Origin of the sequence: Sagittula sp. MA-2 (assembly GCF_030126985.1) — a bacterium.
Taxonomy (GTDB): Bacteria; Pseudomonadota; Alphaproteobacteria; order Rhodobacterales; family Rhodobacteraceae; genus Sagittula.
On sequence record NZ_CP126145.1, the window covers coordinates 1,569,785 to 1,586,946 of the forward strand.

The following is a 17,162-nucleotide window of genomic DNA, read 5'->3' on the forward strand; positions in this document are numbered from 1 at the left end:
CGTGCCGCCGTTGGCTGCACATATCCCGCCGGGCGCGCGCGTGGTGTGCTGCGCCCGGTTCCGGCCGGTGGAGGCCTGATGGGCGCGGTCTTCTTCTACCACCTCACGCGCCAGCCGCTGGAGGTGACGCTCGGCATGCTGCTGACCAAGTCGCTGGAGCGCGGCTGGCGGGTGGCGGTGCGCGGCACCGATCCGGCGCGGCTCGACTGGCTCGACGCGAAGCTGTGGCTGGAGCCGGAAGAGGGCTTCCTGCCGCACGGGCTGGCGGGCGGGAAGTTCGACGCGGAGCAGCCGGTGCTGCTGACCACGGCGCTGGAGACGCCGAACGCGCCTTCCTGCCTGATCGCGGTGGACGGGGCGGAGATCCGCCCCGAGGAGACCGAGGCGCTGGAGCGGGTGTGCATCCTCTTCGACGGCGGCGACGGCGCGGCGGTTCAGGCGGCGCGCGGCCAGTGGAAGGCGCTGACCTCGGCCGGGTGCAAGGCGCAATACTGGTCCGAAGAGTCCGGACGCTGGGAGAAGAAGGCCGAGGCCTGAGCGGGCGCCCCACGATTTTCGCCGAAAATCGTGAGTGCCGCGCGTTGGCGCCGGGGGCGGGCACGATTTTCTTCTAAAATCGTGCGGGCGCTCGGGTCAGATGCCAGGCAAGACCGGCTTCTGGTTTCACATCGCTGACCCGGAGCGCGGCGCCAGGTCCGAAGGCCAAGGCAGGGGCCGAGCGGTCATTCGTGAAGAATGCCGCGAGCGGCAGGATCGAGCCCTTATTCCCAAACTTCTGTAGTGCGGCGCATTTTGGCAGCCTGAAAGAGCGCAAATCGCCGGCATGGACTGGATCTTGTTCTGATCGCTATCATTGCGCGACATCTGCGAGGAAGGTCAGCAAAGCATCATTCACCGCATCAGGTCGTTCCTGCGGCACCCAATGGCCAATACCATCCAGAAAGACGGGATCGCGCAGTTGCGGAACAAACTCGCTCTGTCCTGCAATGATTTCTCTCATGCCGGGCATTGCCAGCCCCGTGTCGCGGCTTCCCGCGATGTAGAGCGCCGGCACGTCCACGGTTCGGCCGGCAAATGCTTTCTGAAGGTGCCAGTTGCGGTCCAGATTGCGGTAAAGGTTCAGAGGGCCTCTGAAACCGCTTCTTGTGTAGTCGGCTACGAACGCCTCCAGATCCGTCGGGGTCAACCAGTTTGGTGTCCGGGCAGGCATCGGCAATGGTGCAAGCAGACCAATCTGACGCGACACCATCGCAAACGGGTTGGGCGTTGCATCACCCGGCTGCCGCGGACCGGCTTCTCCGGATGCCGCGTGGAAAATCTTCAGAAGGGTTGTGCGCACATCCTGTTCGAACTCAGCCTCTGCGATGCCGGGCTCCTGGAAATAGAGCGTGTAAAAGAGGGCTTCATCCGTTGAAGGGAAAACCTGCGTCGGCGGCACCGGCGGCTGCCCCATCATGGGCACGCCGATTGCGGCAACGGCTTTGAAGCGGTCAGGGCGCAAAAGGGCGGCCTGCCACGCCAGAGTGGCGCCCCAGTCGTTGCCCACGATGACAGCCGTCGCCACACCCAGCACGTCAAGCAACGCCACCATGTCGCCGACCAGCATCTGGAGTGCATAGGCTTCGACGGTTTCCGTAGCGTCAGTCCCGCCGAAGCCCCGCAGATCGGGGGCGATCACGCGATAACCCTGCGCCGAGAGCGCCTCGATCTGATGTCGCCACGCATAGGCTGTTTCCGGAAATCCATGGCAGAGCAGCACCACGGGACCAGTCCCCCGATCTGCGATCCGCATCCGCAATCCGTTTGCTTCGACGTCCCGATACGGCATGTCGGTCATATCATCTGTTCCTTTTGACTGACTGGATACACCTGCGGGCAAACCCAGTGCGATGAGCGGAAGGATTGCCAATTTCATGAGGGCAGTCCGGCGGTTCATGGTGGCACTCCCATTGTGTAACGTATAAGGTTACATATAGAGGGTTGCGCAAAGAATGTAACTCAATCTGTTACGTTATGAGGCTAAATGTGAATCGCGATGGCCGTTTCCCACGTGTGCTGCACGTCTTGATCCACATGGCTCTGCGCGACAGGGTCATGTCATCGGCCGAAATTGCTCAGATGCTCACGACGAACCCGGTCGTGGTGCGCCGGATGCTGGCAGGCTTGCGCGATGGCGGACTGGTTGAAACGTCAAAAGGGCCGGGCGGCGGCTGGCGCGTTGTCAAATCGCTTGACGCCATGACCTTGCGGGACGTCTTCGATGCCTTGGATCGCCCGGGGATAAACGTCGGTGGCGCGGCCCACGACCATCCTGGATGCCCCGTCGAGGCAGCGGTCAACGTCGCACTGGCTGACGTCGATGATGCCGTCACCGAGATGATGCTGAACCGTTACGCGGCAACCACTCTTGCGGAGATCGCCAACGCCGCAAAGACGGCCTCCTGACCATGATGTCGGCAAGGGTTTTGAATTGTCGCGAACAGAGCGGCCATCAGTTTTGCCCCGACCTGTGGAATTGCACGGAGACGAGAGACGGACGGGTTGCCGTCCTGACATTGACGGCTTTGTCCGCGTTCCCATACCGCACCCGGGATCCGGGTTGGGTCGGAAGTGTTTGGCATCTAAATCGGAATTGCCTGGCGCGGCACCCTGTCAAGCTTCAGAAGTTTCGACTCGGGGAGCCAAGAACGCACGGCATGTGACACGCCGGTTCAGCGTTCGAGGATCATCCGGCCGCCGGAGATCTCCAGCCGGTCGAAGCGGGCGAGGTAATCCATGCCCAGCAGAGAATCCATCATCTGCCCGTCGTTGACATAGGCCCGGACCCCGCGGTCCAGGAAGGGCCCGAGCGACACGCTGTCCAGCGTGACCGGCGCGGTCTGCACCGTGCCGTTGGCTGTCTGGGCCATGTCGTAGAAGGCGAGATCCTCGGGGTGCAGGCCGGCCTCCTCGGCGGCGGTTCTGGTCAGCACCACGCCCGAGGCGCCGGTGTCCACGACAAAGCGGATGGGCGATCCGTTGACCTCGAGCGTCACGTAGTAATGGCCGTCGAAGCCGCGCGGGATCTCGATCCGGCCGTCGCCGGAGAACACCGCCTGCCGCTGGTCGAGCCCGCCGCGCACATCCTGCCAGAGCCCGGCGGCGGCGAGGATGCCGACGAAGAGCAGCGCCCAGCCCATAAGGGTCTGCACGCCGCGGCCCGGCGCGCGGCGGTAGTTCATCCAGAACCACGCGAGCACGGCGAAGCCGAGGAGCCCGAGAAAGAGCGTGTGGCCGGTCTGGTCGGGCGTCATGTCGGGTCCCTGTGCCTGCGTCCCTTCAATGTAGGCATTCCGCCTGCGGAAGGAAGCCTCAGGACGCGACGAAGCCGAAGTCGCGCAGCCCGTCGAGCACGAATTGCACCGAGAGCGCGGCGAGGAGCATCCCGAGGAGGCGCGTGGTGACGGTGATCCCTGTGGGCCCCAGCCCGCGCTCGATCAGCCCGGCGGAGAGGAACAGGAGAAGGACCAGCGCCAGCACCAGCGCCATGACACCCAGCACGCCTATGATGCCCAGCACGTCGGTGGTCGAGCCGGTCAGCAGGATCATCGAGGCGATGGCGCCCGGTCCGGCGATCAGCGGGATGGCCAGCGGGAAGACGGAAGGGTCGGGCGGGTGGTCCGCCTCTGCCCGGTCCTCGCGCCGCTTGTTGCGGCGTTCGAAGAGCATGTCGAGCGCGGTGATGAACAGCAGGATCCCGCCGGAGATCCGGAAGGCGGGCATGCCGATCCCGATGAAGCCCAGCACCGCCTCGCCGAAGAAGGCGAACAGCGTCAGGAGCGCCGCCGCGATGACCGTCGCGCGGATGCCCACGGCGCGGCGGTGGCGCGCGTCCGCGCCCTGCGTCAGGGCGATGAACAGCGGTGTCAGCCCGATCGGGTCGATGACCACGAAGAGCGTGACGAAGGCCGAGATCAGGAAGGTCGGGTCCATGATCCCCGGTTAGGCGGTTTCGGGCCGCCGGTAAAGCCTTTGCAGCGGGATCAGGCAGCGATGGCGACGCGGGCCGGACGGGGTTTCTCGAACGCGGCGCGGGCGGTGGAGAAGGAGGCCGTGGCCTTGTGCAGCGCGGCCTGTTGCGCGGGAGAAAGGGCCGGGGCCTCGGGCGCCTTGCGGCTGCGGGCCTTTGCGGCGGCGGCTTTGGCGTGTGCGGCGGCTTTGGCCTGCTTTTCGGCCTTTGCGGCGGCCTGTGCTGTTGCGTGGGCCTCTGCCTTTGCCTGCGCGCGGCGGTGTGCGTCGGCTCGGGCCTGCGCTTCGGCCTGCTGTGCGGCTGGGCGGGTTGCGTCCTCGGTATCGGCGTTCCGGGGCGCGCGGCCCGGAGCCGGGACGTGGTGGCGCAGCTTGTCGTAGGCGGCGTTCAGCTCGGCGAGGCGGCGGGTCAGCCGGGCGGCGTCGGCGGGGCAACGGTCGGGGTGGTTTTCGCGGACGAGCCGCTTCCACGCGCTGCGGATGGTGGCGCGGTCGTCGAAGGCGGAGACGCCGAGGATCTCGTAGGGTGTCCGGGGTGCGGTGCGGGTCATGGGGGCGTCCTTCCTCGTGCGGTACGAACCGGCGCCGGGGCTGCCCCCGCGGCCCTGCGGCGCCGTCGAAATGAGGCATAAATCGGGCAGAGGATGGCGGGAAGCCTCAATTTGGACACAAAGTTAACGCGATTTTGCCGGGAATTGCGGGCGGTCGATCCGGGTTTCCGGGGGTTTTCAGAGGCTTGCGTCTGGGGTGACGCTGTTGGCCGGGGGCGCGCTTGCATCGGAGGCACAGGGGAAATGTGGCGGAGCCTGCCACATTCGGGGTTGTCGACCTGGCGTATCGGGTGGGCCGGGAACGGCAAACGGCGGCCCCGAGGGACCGCCGTGCTTCGCGTTCACCGGAGGCGCGGGGTCAGCCCTGCGCCGTGTCCAGCTTCTCCTGTGCCGCCATCCAGAGCGCCTCTGCGCGGGAGAGGCCCTCCATGATCTCGGCGTATTTCTTGTTCCAGACTTCCAGTTCGCCCACCTTGTCGTTCTCGTAGAGCGCGGGGTTCGCCAGCTTGTTGGCCAGCTTCTCGCGCATGTCCTCGAGCTTGGTCACGCGTTCCTCGCATTTGCGGACCTCGGCACGCAGGTCGAGGATCTGGTCGCGGGTGGCGCGTTTGGGCTTTTCCTTCGGCTTCTCTGGCTTCGACGGCGACTCCTTGGCCAGCAGGAGGGCGCGGTAGGAATCGAGGTCGTCGTCGTAGGGGTTCACCGTGCCGCCGGAGACCAGCCAGAGCCGGTCGGCCACCATCGACAGCAGGTGCATGTCGTGGCTGACGAGGATGACCGCGCCGGAATAGGCGGTCAGCGCCTCCATCAGCGCCTCGCGGCTTTCGATGTCGAGGTGGTTGGTCGGCTCGTCGAGGATCAGGAGGTGCGGCGCGTCGAGCGTGGCGAGCAGCAGCGAGAGCCGTGCCTTCTGGCCGCCGGAGAGGCGCGCGACCTCCGTCTCGGCCTGCGCGGCATAAAGGCCGAACCCGGCGAGCAGCGCGCGGAGCTTCGCAGGGGGCGAGTCGGGGCGTTCGCGCTGCAGGTGCTGGAGCGGTGTTTCGTCGAGGTGCAGCTCGTCCACCTGGTGCTGGGCGAAGTAGCCGATGCGCAGTTTCGACGAGCGGTTCATCCGGCCGTCCATCAGCGGCAGGCGGTCGGCCAGCAGCTTCGACAGGGTCGACTTGCCCTGGCCGTTCTTGCCCAGAAGCGCGATGCGGTCGTCCTGGTCGATGCGCAGGTTGAGGCGCCGCAGCACGGCGGTGTCGCCATAGCCGGTGGTGCCGTCCTCGATGTTGACGATGGGCGGCGAAAGCTCGTCGGGCTGCGGGAAGGTGAAGACGCGCTTCGCCATCTCCTCGGGCGGGGTGACCATGTCCATGCGCTCGATCATCTTCAGCCGGGCCTGCGCCTGCTTGGCCTTGCTGGCCTTGGCGCGGAAGCGGTCGACGAAGGATTGCAGGTGGGCGCGGCGGTCCTGCTGCTTTCGGGCGGTGGCGGCGAGCTGGGCGCGCTTTTCGGCACGCAGCTTGACGAAGCCGTCGTAGGGCGTGCCGTAGTAGGTCAGCTTGCGGTCCTCGAGGTGGAGGATCGAGCTGACGGCGCGGTTCAGGAGGCCGCGGTCGTGGGAGATGACGATGACCGTGTGCGGGTAGCGCGCGAGGTAGGATTCGAGCCAGAGCGCGCCTTCGAGGTCGAGGTAGTTGGTCGGCTCGTCGAGCAGCAGCAGGTCGGGCTGGGCGAAGAGCACGCCGGCCAGCGCCACGCGCATCCGCCAGCCGCCGGAGTAGGCGGAGCAGGGGCGCGAGTGTTCCTCCGGATCGAAGCCCAGGCCCTTGAGGATCGAGGAGGCGCGGGCCTCCGCGCTCCACGCGTCGATGTCGGCGAGGCGGGTCTGGATCTCGGCGATGCGGTGGCCGGAGGCGGTGTCCTGTTCGGCGAGGAGCGCCGCGCGCTCGGTGTCGGCGGCGAGCACGGTGTCGAGGATCGAGGTCTCGGAGGCGGGGACTTCCTGGCTGACGCCGCCGATGCGGGCGCGGGACGGCAGGGAGATGTCGCCGCCGTCGATGGTCAGTTCGCCCCGGATCAGGCGGAAGAGCGTGGTCTTTCCCGCGCCGTTCGGGCCGACGAGGCCGACCTTGTGACCTTCGGGGATCGTGGCGGTGGCCTCCTCGAAGAGGGGACGGCCTTCGACCGAATAGGAGAGGGATGAGATACGCAGCATGGAGGCGCTTTAGCAGAGGGTTCGGGGAGGGGAAAGGCACGTCGGCGGGCGGCACTGTTTGCTTTCGCAAAAGCGCCCGCCCGCCGACCCGTGGGACGTTTCAGGCGGATGACGGGTATGGGGATGCGCTGAGGGTGGCGCCGCGATGGTCCACGGGCGGGCTTCGGGCCGGGGTTTGCGTCCTGAGGCCGGGGAGGGCACGTGTGACGCATGGTCATGAGGGGTTTCCTGATCCGGGAGGCCGTGTTATCGGGCGCCGCGATACACCCTGACGACCCCGGACTGTGGGTCGGATCCATCTGGAGGATAACACGATGGCCCTCGAGCGCACCTTTTCGATCATCAAGCCCGATGCAACCCGCCGCAACCTGACCGGCAAGATCAACGCCAAGTTCGAGGAGGCCGGTCTGCGCATCGTCGCGCAGAAGCGGATCCACCTGACCAAGGCGCAGGCCGGCGAGTTCTACAAGGTGCACGCCGAGCGCCCGTTCTACGACGAGCTGTGCGAGTTCATGGCGTCCGCCCCGATCGTCGCACAGGTTCTGGAAGGCGAGAACGCCATCTCCAAGAACCGCGAAGTGATGGGCGCGACCAACCCGGCCGATGCGGCCCCGGGTACCATCCGCGCCGAGTTCGCCGAGTCGGTGGGCGAGAACTCCGTCCACGGGTCGGACGCGCCGGACACCGCGGCTCAGGAGATCGCGTATTTCTTCTCAGGTCTCGAGCTGGTCGGCTGAGCCTTCACCGGTTCCGACATGACGAAGGGGCGCCTTGCGGCGCCCCTTTTCGTTTGTTTGCGAGGGTTTTTCTGCCCGGGACTGTCGCCGGTCGTGTCAGGCGTTGGCGCCGCGGGACCGTCCGAGGCCCTGCACCGGGGTGCGGGTCGGGGGTTGGCGCGGGGTCTGGCCGGGTGTCGTATCGGCGTGGCGCCTTTCCGCGAAGTCGCGCATGAGCGCGGCGTTGCGGAGGTTGGCCTTGAAGCCCACGTCGAAGATGTCGCCGACCAAGGGCACGAGGCCGATCACCCAATCGATGCCGACATTGCCGGCCATCCGCGCCAGAAGGTGCTTCGGCGCGCCGATGTCGTGGGCGAGGTAGACGATGTAGGCCGACGGCGTCAGGGCCAGCGTGTCGCCGATGCCGGGAACGAGGCCGATGATGCTGTCCCAGCCGAGGCGGATGCGCGTGCCGGGCAGGTACATGGCGGCGTCCATGCGGCGGGCGATGCGTTCCGCCCGCTCGACCTTGGCGAAGATGGTCTTTGCGTCGTGCCTGTGCGCGTCGGTCATGGCCGGGCTCACGCGTGGGCGGGACGGCGCGAGATCACCCAGATCGCGTGTACGACGCCGGGGAGCCAGCCGAGAAGGGTCAGCAGGATATTGAGCCAGAAGTGCTTGCCAAGGCCCACTTCGAGGAAGACGCCCAGGGGCGGCAGGAACAGGCTGAGGATGATGCGGATGAGGTCCATCTTGGATCTCCTTTACGTTGCCGGGTTGAACAGGAAACGCGGCAACGGTGTGGAAGTTCCGAAGATGTCCGGCGCCGCCCGGGTCAGGCGGCGCGTTCGGCGGGCATGATCGCGGGCTCTGCGGTGTCCAGCCTGAACTCCGATACGGTGCGCGACAGGTCCTGCGCGGTGCCGGCGAGTGCGGAGGAACTGGTCCGCGTGTCGGCGACAAGCCCGGCGTTGGCGCGGGTCAGGTCCTGAAGGAGCTTCATCGCGGAGTCGATCTCGGCCAGGTCGCTGGCGTGCGCGCTGGTGGAGGCGGCGATGTCGGAGAGGGTCTCGTCCATCTTGTGGATGCTCCGGACCATGATCTGCAGCGACTGGCCCGCGCCGTTGACGAGCTGCACGCCGTCCTGCACCTCCTTGTGGCTTTCGGAGATCAGCTTCTTGATGTCGAGGGCGGACTTCGAGGAGCGACCCGCGAGGTCCCGCACCTCTTCGGCCACGACGGCGAAGCCGCGGCCGGATTCGCCCGCGCGGGCGGCCTCCACCCTCGCGTTGAGGGCGAGGAGGTTGGTCTGGAAGGCCAGTTCCTCGATCACGGTGACGATCTTGGCGATCTCGTCGGAGCGCTGGCTGATCTGGTCCATGGCGGCGATTGCCTCTGCCACGGTGCGGTCCGATTCGGCGGCGGTGTCGGAGGCGGCGCGCGCCTCTTCCTTCGCCGAGGCGATGCGGTGCGCATCGTCGCGGGTCTCTTCCGTCACGCGGGTGACGCCGTCGGCGCTGCGGGTGATGGCGGCGCCCTGCTGTTCCGTCCGGTGGGCAAGGTCTTCGGCGCCGTCCTTCATCTGGCCGGAGCGGTCGGTGATCTGCGTGACCGCGGAGACGAGGCCGGAGATCACGCCGTTCAGCCGCTCGGCGGCGGCGTTGAAGTCGAGCCGGATGTGATCGTACTTCGGATCGAGCGGCGTGTGGAAGCGGCGCGTCAGATCGGCGTTGGCGAGGGCGCGCAGCCCTTCGGCGACCATGTCGACGACCTGCTGGTGCGTGACGTTCAGCCGTGCCTTTTCCTCTGCCCCGGTGCGGGCGCTGTCCTGCCGGTGGAGCAGCATCGCCTGCTTGAAGTCGGACAGGACGCGGGCCATGCGGCCCAGTTCGGAGCGTTCGGAGGATTGCGGCACCTCGGGTTCGAAGTCGCCGTCGCGGTAGTGGCCCATCAGGGCGATCAGCTTGCCGATCCGGCGCAGGGTCCGTTCGAACAGCAGGAAGGAAAAAAGCGCGGCGGCCAGCGCCGCCCCGGCGGTCAGCAGCAACGTGGTGCGCAGGTGGGCGGCGGTTGTCTCGCGCTCCTGCGCGGCGTCGGTCCTGATCTCCTGCGCGAGGTCGAGTTCGAGCGCGCGCAGGGTGTCGATCCAGGCGGTGGAGGCGGCGAACCATTGCGGCGCGGTGTAGCCGCCGAGCGTGCCGGTATGGACCGACGCGGTCAGGACGTCGCGCATGGTGTTCACTGTCTGCGCAGCCTCCGACTGGTTCAGGGCGTCCAGCATGCCGGGCCGTTCGAGGACCTGCGCGGCGGCCGCAAGGTCCGCCGACTGCACGGCGCCGAGACTGACGAACCGCGTGTGCACCGGGGGCGCGAAGGCGCCGGCGCCTAGGCCGGTGGCGCCCATCGCACGCTCCAAACCGGCGCTTTCCTTGGCCTGTCCGATCAGGGCCTTGGCCTCAACCAGCCGGGCGAGGTCCTCGGAGGCGCGCGCCTCCGACACGCGGTTGGCGGTGGAGATCAGCGAATTGACGAGGCCGGTGTACCAGCCCGCCAGTTCCGGCACGGTCTTTTCCGTCGCGGTGATCGCCGCCCGCCACTGGTCCAGTTCGGCAAAGGCTGTGTCGGCGGCGGCCATGCGGTCGGGCGCCGCGGCGCGGGCCATCGGCAGAGCCCCCGCAATGGCGGCAAGGGCCGCGTCGGTCGCCAGGCGCTGGGCGGGCAGGACATCGGCGAAGTTCGCGCCGCCGGACGAGGTGTAGCCGGCGGAGAAGCCACGCTCCTTCTGGAGTTCATGCACCAGGTCGTTGAGCAGCTCCGCCTCCGCGATGCCGCGCGCCTGTGCGTCGAGGTGGCCGATGTGGTCCTGCCCGGTCGTCCAGTCGTACCACGTCAGGTAGCCGATCAGGGCAAGCAGGGGGAGCATGATGACAAGAGCAGTTTCGCGGAGAGTCATGGCAGGCCTCGCTGAAAGGTTTGGCCGACCATCCGCAGTTACGATTACCGAAGTGTCACCTCGCTAATTTTCTCTTTTCGAATGTATCATTAACTCACGCCATCGAGCCGTCCGTGACGCGCGCTGCCGACAGTTCGGCCGCGAAGCCGCACAGCGTGTCCACGGCATGCGACAGGCGGTCGTCGGCGACGGTCAGCGCGACGCGGACGTGCCCCGCGGCCGATGCGCCGAAGCTTTCGCCCGGCATGACGGCGATGCGGTGGGCGTCGAGCAGGCGGTAGGCGAAGGTTTCGCCGTCGAGCCCGGTCGCGCGGATGTCGAGCATCAGGTACATCGCCCCGCGCGACGGGATCGCGGTGACGACCGACTGCCTGCCGAGCGTGTCGAGGACAAGGGCGCGGCGGCGGCGGAAGGGTTCGGCCACGTGTTCCTCGACCGCGTCGCCCTGTTGCAGCGCGAAGAGCGCCGCATCCTGGATGTAGCCGGGCACGCCGTAGGTGGTCGCGGTGGCGAGGTCGATCAGGCGGGCGACGGCCTCTTCCGGGGCTACGATCCAGCCGATGCGGGAACCGGTCATGGCGTGGCTTTTCGACATGGAGCCCACGACCATGGTGCGGTCGGCCATGCCGGGCAGGGCGCGCGGGCTGACGTGGGCGCCCTCCCAGACCTGGGTGTCGTAGACCTCGTCCGAGATCAGCCACAGATCGTTGCCGATGGTGGCGCGCGCGATGCCGTCGAGCGTGTCGGCCCCGTAGACCGTGCCGGTCGGGTTGTTGGGCGTGTTCACCAGCAGGGAGCGGGCGGCGGTGGCCCGTGCGGCGCCGTCGATCTGGTCGAAGGACGGCAGGAAGGCGTCCTCTGCCCGGGTGGCGATGGCGTGCGGGATGCCGGAGGCGGCGCGGATCGTGCCGGGATAGGTGGCATAGTAGGGGTCGATGTAGAGGCCGGTCTCGCCGGGGGCCAGCGTCGCCATGTGCGCGGCGAAGAGCGCGGCCTGCCCGCCGGGGGTCACCAGCACGTTGTCGCGGGTGGTGGCAACGCCGGTGCGGTTGGCGACGCGGCTGGCGATGCGGTCGCGCAGGGCGTCGACCCCGGGCACCATGGCATAGCCGGTGTGCCCGGCGGAGGCGGCGCGGTGCATCTCTTCGAGGATCGCCTGATCGGTGCCGATGTCATGCTCGCCGATGGTCAGTTCGAGGATGTCCTGGCCTTGCGCCTTCAGGGCGCGCGCCTTGTAGAACACGCCCCAGCCGTCGGAGCCGTCGCCGTTGAGGGTGCAGATACGCTTGGACAAATGCGGCATGGGCGGCTCCTTTTCGGGTTCTGGAGGGGTGTGCCAGAGCGAAGGCGGCGGGGCAAGCCGTTAACCTTTGATGCGGAAGTGTGAAGGGTTTCAACGTGTTGCGTTCGGGGGCCGGATTGACCGGGCGCGCGGAGGGGAGTAGCTTTCACGACATGCTGGACGAGGTGCGGCAGAGGCCCGCGGGGGAAACCCCGTCGGGTCTTTTTCGTGTCCTGCCCGAGGAGGGGCAACCTACAGGCAAGAAAGGTGTCGAGCATATGAGCAGCAAGAAGGTGACCGGCTGCACACTGGTGGTTCCGGTGTGCGAGACGGCGCGTCTGGAAGCGCAACGGGACGAGATTGCGCAGACGCTGAAGGACCTGGTCGCGGACATCCGCGACCTGGCGGAGAAAGTCCGGGATGGAGGGGTGAAGAAGGCCGAGCTGGGCACGTCGCTGAGCGACCTGCGCTACTGGCTGAAGGCCGCACGGGAAACGGAGCTGGAACTGGATGAAATCAAGAGGAAAACAACGGGAATCGTCGGATCTTACGGGCTTGACCTCGAAGCAGCCAGATTTGAGGTCAGGTGCCGCCTGGATCGCCTCCGCGCCTGCCGAGGTTCAGATTGAGTTCTGGAATGCACTGTCCGAAGGGGGGCGCATCGCGCTCCCCTACCTTTTCGATTTCTGGGCCCATCCGCACCAGCTTCCGCCCGAGGGGGACTGGCGGACATGGGTGATCCTGGGCGGCCGCGGCGCGGGCAAGACCCGTGCCGGGGCAGAATGGGTGCGCGCGCAGGTCGAGGGCGCGCGCCCGCTGAAGCCGGGTCGCTGCAAGCGCATGGCGATCATCGGCGAGACATTCGACCAGGCGCGGGAGGTCATGGTCTTCGGCGACAGCGGCATCCTCGCCTGTTCGCCGCCTGACCGCCGTCCGCTCTGGCAGGCGTCGCGCAAGTGTCTCGTCTGGCCCAACGGCGCGGAGGCGATGATCTACTCGGCAAGCGAGCCGGAGGCCCTGCGCGGCCCGCAGTTCGACGGCGCCTGGGTGGACGAGCTGGCGAAGTGGAAGCGCGGGCAGGATACGTGGGACATGCTGCAGTTCGGTCTGCGGCTGGGCGACCACCCGCAGGTCTGCGTGACCACCACCCCGCGCAACGTGGGCGTGCTGAAGGCGCTCCTGGCGCTCGGGTCCACCGTGACGACCCATGCGCCGACCGAGGTAAACGCGGCGCATCTGGCGCGCAGTTTCCTGAACGAGGTGCGCACACGCTACGCCAATTCATCGCTCGGGATGCAGGAGCTTGACGGTCTGCTGCTGGACGAGGTCGACGGCGCGATGTGGACGCGCGACCTGCTGGATGCGCAGCGTTGCGGGACGTTGCCCACGCTCGACCGGATCGTCGTGGCGGTCGATCCGCCGGCGGGGGACGGGAAGCGCTCGGACGCCTGCGGGATCGTGGTTGCGGGCGCGGCGCGGGACAAGGACGGCCTGATGACCGCCTACGTGCTGGAGGACGCCAGTGTGCAGGGGCGCCGCCCGGCGGAATGGGCCGCCTGCGCGGTGGAGGCGGCGCGCCGCTGGAACGCAGACCGCGTGGTGGCGGAGGTCAACCAGGGCGGTGCCATGGTCGAGGAGGTGCTGCGGCAGGTCGATCCCTATTTGCCGGTCACGCGGGTCCATGCCTCTGACGGTAAGGCGATCAGGGCAGAGCCGGTCGCGGCGCTCTACGAACAGGGCCGGGTCTTCCATTCCGCGGGACTGGCGGAGCTGGAAGCGCAGCTTTGCCTGATGACGCCCATGGGGTTTCAGGGAGGCGGCAGCCCCGATCGGGTCGATGCGCTTGTCTGGGCGGTGTCGCACCTGATCGTGCCGGGCAAGCCGCCAGTTCAGCCACGGGTGCGGAGTGCGGGATAAGTCGTTGATTTATCTTGCATGTGAGCCTGCGCGGGGCAGCGTACGCTGCGCTGAAGGGTTGTTAACCCGCTGTTCATAGGGTGGCCTTCGAAGCGCGGATGGACCGACCGTTCGCCGGTTTCGGGATAGCGGGATATGCCAGGGGACGCAGGCCTTTCAGGTGTGCGGCCGATGGCCTGCGGCGCGGCGGTTGGGCCGGAGGGAAAAGGAGCACTAGCATGGTTTTCGACTTTCTGCGGCGACAGGATACGCGGGACGCGGTGTCCGTGCCGGAGGTGAAGGCCTCTGCCACGGGTCGTGTCGTGGCCCACATGTCCGCCGGCCGCATCGCGTGGAGCCCGCGGGACACGGTGTCGCTGACGAAGCAGGCGTTCTCCGGCAACCCGGTGGGCTTTCGCGCGGTCAAGCTGATCTGCGAGGCGGCGGCGGCGCTGCCGTTGGTGCTGCAGGATCGGGACACGCGGTATGTCGACCACCCGATCGTCAGACTGATCACCCAGCCCAACTCGGGCCAGGGCCGCGCGGAACTGTTCGAGGCGCTCTATGGCCAGATGCTGCTGTCCGGGGATGGATACCTGGAGGCGGTGGCGGGGGATAGCGGGCTGCCGTTCGAGCTGCACGTCCTGCGCAGCGACCGGATGAGCGTCGTTCCCGGCGCCGACGGCTGGCCCGTGGCCTATGTCTACGAGGTCGGCGGCCGGAAGCACCGGTTCAACGTGACCGGGCCGGTCTCTCCGGTGCTGCATGTGAAGACGTTCCACCCGCAGGACGACCACTACGGCCTGTCGCCGCTTCAGGCGGCCGCGCAGGCGGTGGATGTGCACAACTCGGCGTCGCGCTGGTCGAAGGGGCTTCTGGACAACGCGGCGCGTCCGTCCGGTGCCATCGTCTGGAAGGGCACGGAGGGGCAGGGGCATCTCACGTCCGAACAGTACGACCGGCTGACCGCCGAGATGGAGGCACATCACCAGGGGGCGCGGAACGCAGGCCGTCCGATGCTGCTGGAAGGCGGGCTGGACTGGAAGCCGATGGGCTTCTCGCCCTCCGATATGGAGTTCCAGAAGACCAAGGAAGCGGCGGCGCGCGAGATCGCCGTGGCCTTCGGCGTGCCGCCCATGCTGCTGGGGATCCAGGGCGAGGCGACCTATGCCAATTACGCGGAAGCGCACCGGGCGTTCTACCGCCAGACGGTGCTGCCGCTGGCGTCGAAGGTGACGCATGCCGTGGGGCGCTGGCTGTCGTCCTTCACCGGGGAGGAGATCGTGCTGTCGCCCGACCTCGATCAGGTGCCCGCGCTGGCGGTGGAGCGGGACGCGGTCTGGAACCGCGTGGCCGGGGCCGATTTCCTGACCACCGCGGAGAAGCGCCAGCTCTTGGGTCTGCCGGCGCTTCCGGAGGAGGCGCAGGATGACTGAACTGCGCAGCCGGGCAGAGACCTTTGCCTGCGCGCCTGGGCTTCGGCTGGAAGCGCACGAGCGTGTCTCGAAGCTGCAATACGACGGGTTGACCGACAGGTTCCAGCGGCTGGAGGCCCTGATGGAACGGTTGGAGCGGCGGTTGTGGCTGGCCGTCTACGGCGTCGCCGGGGTGATCCTGGCGGAAGCCTTTCAGGAGTTCATGCAGGTGACGCCCTGAGGGCCGCACCACAGGAGGATCGGATATGGATCTGGAACACAAGTTCTGCCGCTTCGACACCGAAGTGACGGTTGTCGAGGGAACGCGGATCGAGGGCTATGCCTCGCTCTTCGGGAAGTGCGACCAGGGCGGCGACGTGGTTGCCCGTGGCGCCTATGCCCGCTCTCTCAAGCGCCTTCTGGCAGAGGGGCGCGCGGTCAAGATGCTGTGGCAGCACGACCCGGCCCAGCCTATCGGCGTCTGGGAACAGGTGCGCGAGGACGAGCGCGGCCTCTACGTGAAGGGCCGGCTGCTGGAAACGGTGGCGAAGGGCCGCGAGGCCGCCGCCCTGATCGAGGCCGGCGCCATCGACGGGCTGTCGATCGGCTACCGCACGATAAAGGCCAGCAAGGATGACAAGGGCCGCAGGCTCTTGGCGGAACTGGAGCTGTGGGAGGTGTCGCTTGTGACCTTTCCGATGCTGTCCAGTGCGCGGGTTGCCGCGAAGGGCGAGGACCGCCCAGACGACGGCGGCCTGCATGCATTGGCGGAGGCCCTGGAGGGCATGCGCCTGAACCTGGCGGGCGACTGACGCGCGCCACTCATGAGGGAAACAAGGATGAGCAAACCCGAGACCACGTCTCGGACCGGGGAAGATGTGTCTCCGGTCGCCCGGGTGAGTGCCGCGATGGCGGGACTGATCGGGGACTACAAGGCCCTCGCGGCCGATCTGGAAGAGAAGCTTGCAAAACAGGAAGAGCGACTGACCATGCTTGATCACAAAACCGCCCTGGCGAAACGGCCGACCCTTTCGACCCGCGCCGAGGTCGAAGCCCCCCACCTCAAGGCGTTCGACGCGTATCTCCGTTCCGGCGACGACGACGGCCTGCGCGGCATCGAGCTGGAAGGCAAGGCGATGTCCACGGCGGTGAACGCCGATGGCGGCTACCTCGTGGACCCGCAGACCTCTTCGATCATCAAGTCGAAGCTGGACAGCCTCGTCTCGATCCGTGCGATTTCCAACGTGGTGAACGTGGAGGCCTCGGCCTTCGACGTGCTGATCGACCGCAACGACACCGGCGCGGGCTGGGCCACGGAGACCTCGACCGCGGCAGAGACGACCTCGCCGACCATCGAGCGCATTTCCATTCCGCTCTATGAGCTGAACGCGATGCCGAAGGTGTCGCAGCGCCTTCTGGACGACTCCGCCTTCGATGTGGAATCCTGGCTGGCGTCGCGCATCGCCGACAAGTTCATCCGGGCGGAGGCGGCGGCCTTCATCAACGGGGACGGTGTCGACAAGCCTTCCGGTCTGCTGACGAACACCATCGTGGCGAACACCACCTGGTCCTGGGGTGCGCTGGGCTATGTACCCACTGGCGCCGCGGCGGGCATGGGGGACGGCGATGCCGTGATCGACCTGATCTACGCGCTCGACAGCCGGTATCGCCCGAATGCGACTTTCGTGATGAACTCCAAGACGGCGGGCGCGCTGCGCAAGCTGAAGGATGCGGACGGCCGCCACCTCTGGGCCGACGGCCTGGCCGCGGCAGAGCCCGCGCGTCTGCTGGGCTACAAGGTCCTGATCTCCGAGGACATGCCGGACATCGCCGCCGACGAGCACCCGATCGCGTTCGGCGATTTCGGCGCGGGCTACACCATCGCGGAACGCCCGGACATTCGTGTCCTGCGCGATCCGTTCTCGGCCAAGCCGCACGTGCTGTTCTACGCGTCCAAGCGCGTGGGCGGCGGCGTCAGCGACTTTGCCGCGATCAAGCTGCTGCGTGTCTCGACCTCGTAAACGTGCACCGGACAGGGGGCGGGAAACCGCCCTCTGACGGGCGCGCGTGGTCCCGAGTTGTCCAGCTTCCCCTCCGCCCGAGCAGCCTGGGCGGCGCGCGCCCACCTGTCGATGAGG

General features: G+C 67.5%; 18 protein-coding genes. 9 read left to right on the forward strand and 9 right to left on the reverse strand.

Translation table 11 applies throughout. The features are described from left to right. Window positions 1-78: 78 nt before the first annotated feature. Window positions 79-537, forward strand: coding sequence for a DNA polymerase III subunit chi (locus QNI11_RS07860; RefSeq protein ID WP_283982980.1), 459 nt, complete (start codon window positions 79-81; stop codon window positions 535-537). 313 nt (window positions 538-850) lie between these two features. Here the strand turns inward: QNI11_RS07860 and QNI11_RS07865 are convergent, their stop codons facing one another. Further along, complete coding sequence (locus tag QNI11_RS07865) at window positions 851-1,915, reverse strand: alpha/beta fold hydrolase (RefSeq protein WP_283982981.1); 1,065 nt, start codon at window positions 1,913-1,915, stop codon at window positions 851-853. A 110-nt stretch (window positions 1,916-2,025) separates the two neighbouring features. Between QNI11_RS07865 and QNI11_RS07870 the strand changes: the two genes are divergently transcribed. Beyond that, entirely contained in the window at window positions 2,026-2,445 is a 420-nt protein-coding gene (locus QNI11_RS07870) for an Rrf2 family transcriptional regulator (RefSeq protein ID WP_283982982.1), read from the forward strand. Between the two features lie 266 nt (window positions 2,446-2,711). On the opposite strand, the gene QNI11_RS07875 is transcribed toward QNI11_RS07870, so the two are convergent. From QNI11_RS07875 to QNI11_RS07890, 4 genes are all read right to left on the reverse strand, one after another. Then, window positions 2,712-3,293, reverse strand: a complete 582-nt coding sequence (locus tag QNI11_RS07875) for a TIGR02281 family clan AA aspartic protease (protein ID WP_100927067.1) — start codon at window positions 3,291-3,293, stop codon at window positions 2,712-2,714. Between the two features lie 58 nt (window positions 3,294-3,351). Continuing rightward, entirely contained in the window at window positions 3,352-3,972 is a 621-nt protein-coding gene (locus QNI11_RS07880; RefSeq protein WP_198521797.1) for a MarC family protein, read from the reverse strand. Window positions 3,973-4,022: 50 nt separating this feature from the next. After that, the gene (locus tag QNI11_RS07885; protein WP_283982983.1) at window positions 4,023-4,559 is read right to left on the reverse strand and encodes a J domain-containing protein; all 537 of its coding nucleotides are present in this window, start codon (window positions 4,557-4,559) and stop codon (window positions 4,023-4,025) included. Window positions 4,560-4,917: 358 nt separating this feature from the next. Next, complete coding sequence (locus tag QNI11_RS07890) at window positions 4,918-6,762, reverse strand: ABC-F family ATP-binding cassette domain-containing protein (protein ID WP_283982984.1); 1,845 nt, start codon at window positions 6,760-6,762, stop codon at window positions 4,918-4,920. Window positions 6,763-7,076: 314 nt separating this feature from the next. On the opposite strand from QNI11_RS07890, the gene ndk reads away from it, so the two are divergent. Further along, complete coding sequence (gene ndk / locus QNI11_RS07895) at window positions 7,077-7,499, forward strand: nucleoside-diphosphate kinase (RefSeq protein ID WP_100927063.1); 423 nt, start codon at window positions 7,077-7,079, stop codon at window positions 7,497-7,499. A 96-nt stretch (window positions 7,500-7,595) separates the two neighbouring features. On the opposite strand, the gene QNI11_RS07900 is transcribed toward ndk, so the two are convergent. The 4 genes from QNI11_RS07900 to QNI11_RS07915 all read right to left on the reverse strand — a co-directional run bounded on the left by QNI11_RS07900 (window position 7,596) and on the right by QNI11_RS07915 (window position 11,734). Continuing rightward, window positions 7,596-8,051 (reverse strand): DUF4112 domain-containing protein, encoded by a 456-nt coding sequence (locus QNI11_RS07900; protein WP_100927062.1) that lies wholly within the window; start codon window positions 8,049-8,051, stop codon window positions 7,596-7,598. Between the two features lie 8 nt (window positions 8,052-8,059). Further along, window positions 8,060-8,230, reverse strand: coding sequence for a YqaE/Pmp3 family membrane protein (locus tag QNI11_RS07905; RefSeq protein ID WP_100927061.1), 171 nt, complete (start codon window positions 8,228-8,230; stop codon window positions 8,060-8,062). An 83-nt stretch (window positions 8,231-8,313) separates the two neighbouring features. Continuing rightward, entirely contained in the window at window positions 8,314-10,431 is a 2,118-nt protein-coding gene (locus tag QNI11_RS07910; RefSeq protein ID WP_283982985.1) for a methyl-accepting chemotaxis protein, read from the reverse strand. A 94-nt stretch (window positions 10,432-10,525) separates the two neighbouring features. Continuing rightward, window positions 10,526-11,734: a pyridoxal phosphate-dependent aminotransferase gene (locus tag QNI11_RS07915; protein WP_283982987.1), complete on the reverse strand. Its 1,209-nt coding sequence runs from the start codon at window positions 11,732-11,734 to the stop codon at window positions 10,526-10,528. A 152-nt stretch (window positions 11,735-11,886) separates the two neighbouring features. Here QNI11_RS07915 and QNI11_RS07920 point away from each other — a divergent pair, with 152 nt between their 5' ends. The 6 genes from QNI11_RS07920 to QNI11_RS07945 all read left to right on the forward strand — a co-directional run bounded on the left by QNI11_RS07920 (window position 11,887) and on the right by QNI11_RS07945 (window position 17,045). Next, a complete protein-coding gene (locus QNI11_RS07920; protein WP_157814883.1) occupies window positions 11,887-12,342 on the forward strand; it encodes a hypothetical protein in 456 nt (151 codons plus the stop codon). Then, window positions 12,290-13,630 carry a DNA-packaging protein gene (locus QNI11_RS07925; protein ID WP_100927057.1) on the forward strand — a complete coding sequence of 447 codons (1,341 nt, stop codon included), beginning with the start codon at window positions 12,290-12,292 and terminating at the stop codon, window positions 13,628-13,630. The genes QNI11_RS07920 and QNI11_RS07925 overlap by 53 nt, the downstream gene beginning before the upstream one ends. 218 nt (window positions 13,631-13,848) lie before the next feature. Beyond that, entirely contained in the window at window positions 13,849-15,045 is a 1,197-nt protein-coding gene (locus tag QNI11_RS07930) for a phage portal protein (RefSeq protein WP_283982990.1), read from the forward strand. After that, a complete protein-coding gene (locus QNI11_RS07935; RefSeq protein ID WP_283982991.1) occupies window positions 15,038-15,265 on the forward strand; it encodes a hypothetical protein in 228 nt (75 codons plus the stop codon). Before QNI11_RS07930 ends, QNI11_RS07935 begins: the two co-directional genes overlap by 8 nt. A gap of 25 nt (window positions 15,266-15,290) precedes the next feature. Then, complete coding sequence (locus QNI11_RS07940; protein WP_283982992.1) at window positions 15,291-15,836, forward strand: HK97 family phage prohead protease; 546 nt, start codon at window positions 15,291-15,293, stop codon at window positions 15,834-15,836. A 27-nt stretch (window positions 15,837-15,863) separates the two neighbouring features. Beyond that, window positions 15,864-17,045: a phage major capsid protein gene (locus QNI11_RS07945; protein ID WP_198521796.1), complete on the forward strand. Its 1,182-nt coding sequence runs from the start codon at window positions 15,864-15,866 to the stop codon at window positions 17,043-17,045. The last annotated feature ends 117 nt before the right edge of the window (window positions 17,046-17,162 follow it).

Bases quoted from the DNA above. Each gene is read 5' to 3' on its own strand.
- QNI11_RS07860 (WP_283982980.1), top strand. From the start codon at position 79: ATGGGCGCGGTCTTCTTCTACCACCTCACGCGCCAGCCGCTGGAGGTG.
- QNI11_RS07865 (WP_283982981.1), bottom strand. From the start codon at position 1,915: ATGAAATTGGCAATCCTTCCGCTCATCGCACTGGGTTTGCCCGCAGGT.
- QNI11_RS07875 (WP_100927067.1), bottom strand. From the start codon at position 3,293: ATGACGCCCGACCAGACCGGCCACACGCTCTTTCTCGGGCTCCTCGGC.
- QNI11_RS07880 (WP_198521797.1), bottom strand. From the start codon at position 3,972: ATGGACCCGACCTTCCTGATCTCGGCCTTCGTCACGCTCTTCGTGGTC.
- QNI11_RS07885 (WP_283982983.1), bottom strand. From the start codon at position 4,559: ATGACCCGCACCGCACCCCGGACACCCTACGAGATCCTCGGCGTCTCC.
- QNI11_RS07890 (WP_283982984.1), bottom strand. From the start codon at position 6,762: ATGCTGCGTATCTCATCCCTCTCCTATTCGGTCGAAGGCCGTCCCCTC.
- ndk (WP_100927063.1), top strand. From the start codon at position 7,077: ATGGCCCTCGAGCGCACCTTTTCGATCATCAAGCCCGATGCAACCCGC.
- QNI11_RS07900 (WP_100927062.1), bottom strand. From the start codon at position 8,051: ATGACCGACGCGCACAGGCACGACGCAAAGACCATCTTCGCCAAGGTC.
- QNI11_RS07905 (WP_100927061.1), bottom strand. From the start codon at position 8,230: ATGGACCTCATCCGCATCATCCTCAGCCTGTTCCTGCCGCCCCTGGGC.
- QNI11_RS07910 (WP_283982985.1), bottom strand. From the start codon at position 10,431: ATGACTCTCCGCGAAACTGCTCTTGTCATCATGCTCCCCCTGCTTGCC.
- QNI11_RS07915 (WP_283982987.1), bottom strand. From the start codon at position 11,734: ATGCCGCATTTGTCCAAGCGTATCTGCACCCTCAACGGCGACGGCTCC.
- QNI11_RS07920 (WP_157814883.1), top strand. From the start codon at position 11,887: ATGCTGGACGAGGTGCGGCAGAGGCCCGCGGGGGAAACCCCGTCGGGT.
- QNI11_RS07930 (WP_283982990.1), top strand. From the start codon at position 13,849: ATGGTTTTCGACTTTCTGCGGCGACAGGATACGCGGGACGCGGTGTCC.
- QNI11_RS07935 (WP_283982991.1), top strand. From the start codon at position 15,038: ATGACTGAACTGCGCAGCCGGGCAGAGACCTTTGCCTGCGCGCCTGGG.
- QNI11_RS07940 (WP_283982992.1), top strand. From the start codon at position 15,291: ATGGATCTGGAACACAAGTTCTGCCGCTTCGACACCGAAGTGACGGTT.
- QNI11_RS07945 (WP_198521796.1), top strand. From the start codon at position 15,864: ATGAGCAAACCCGAGACCACGTCTCGGACCGGGGAAGATGTGTCTCCG.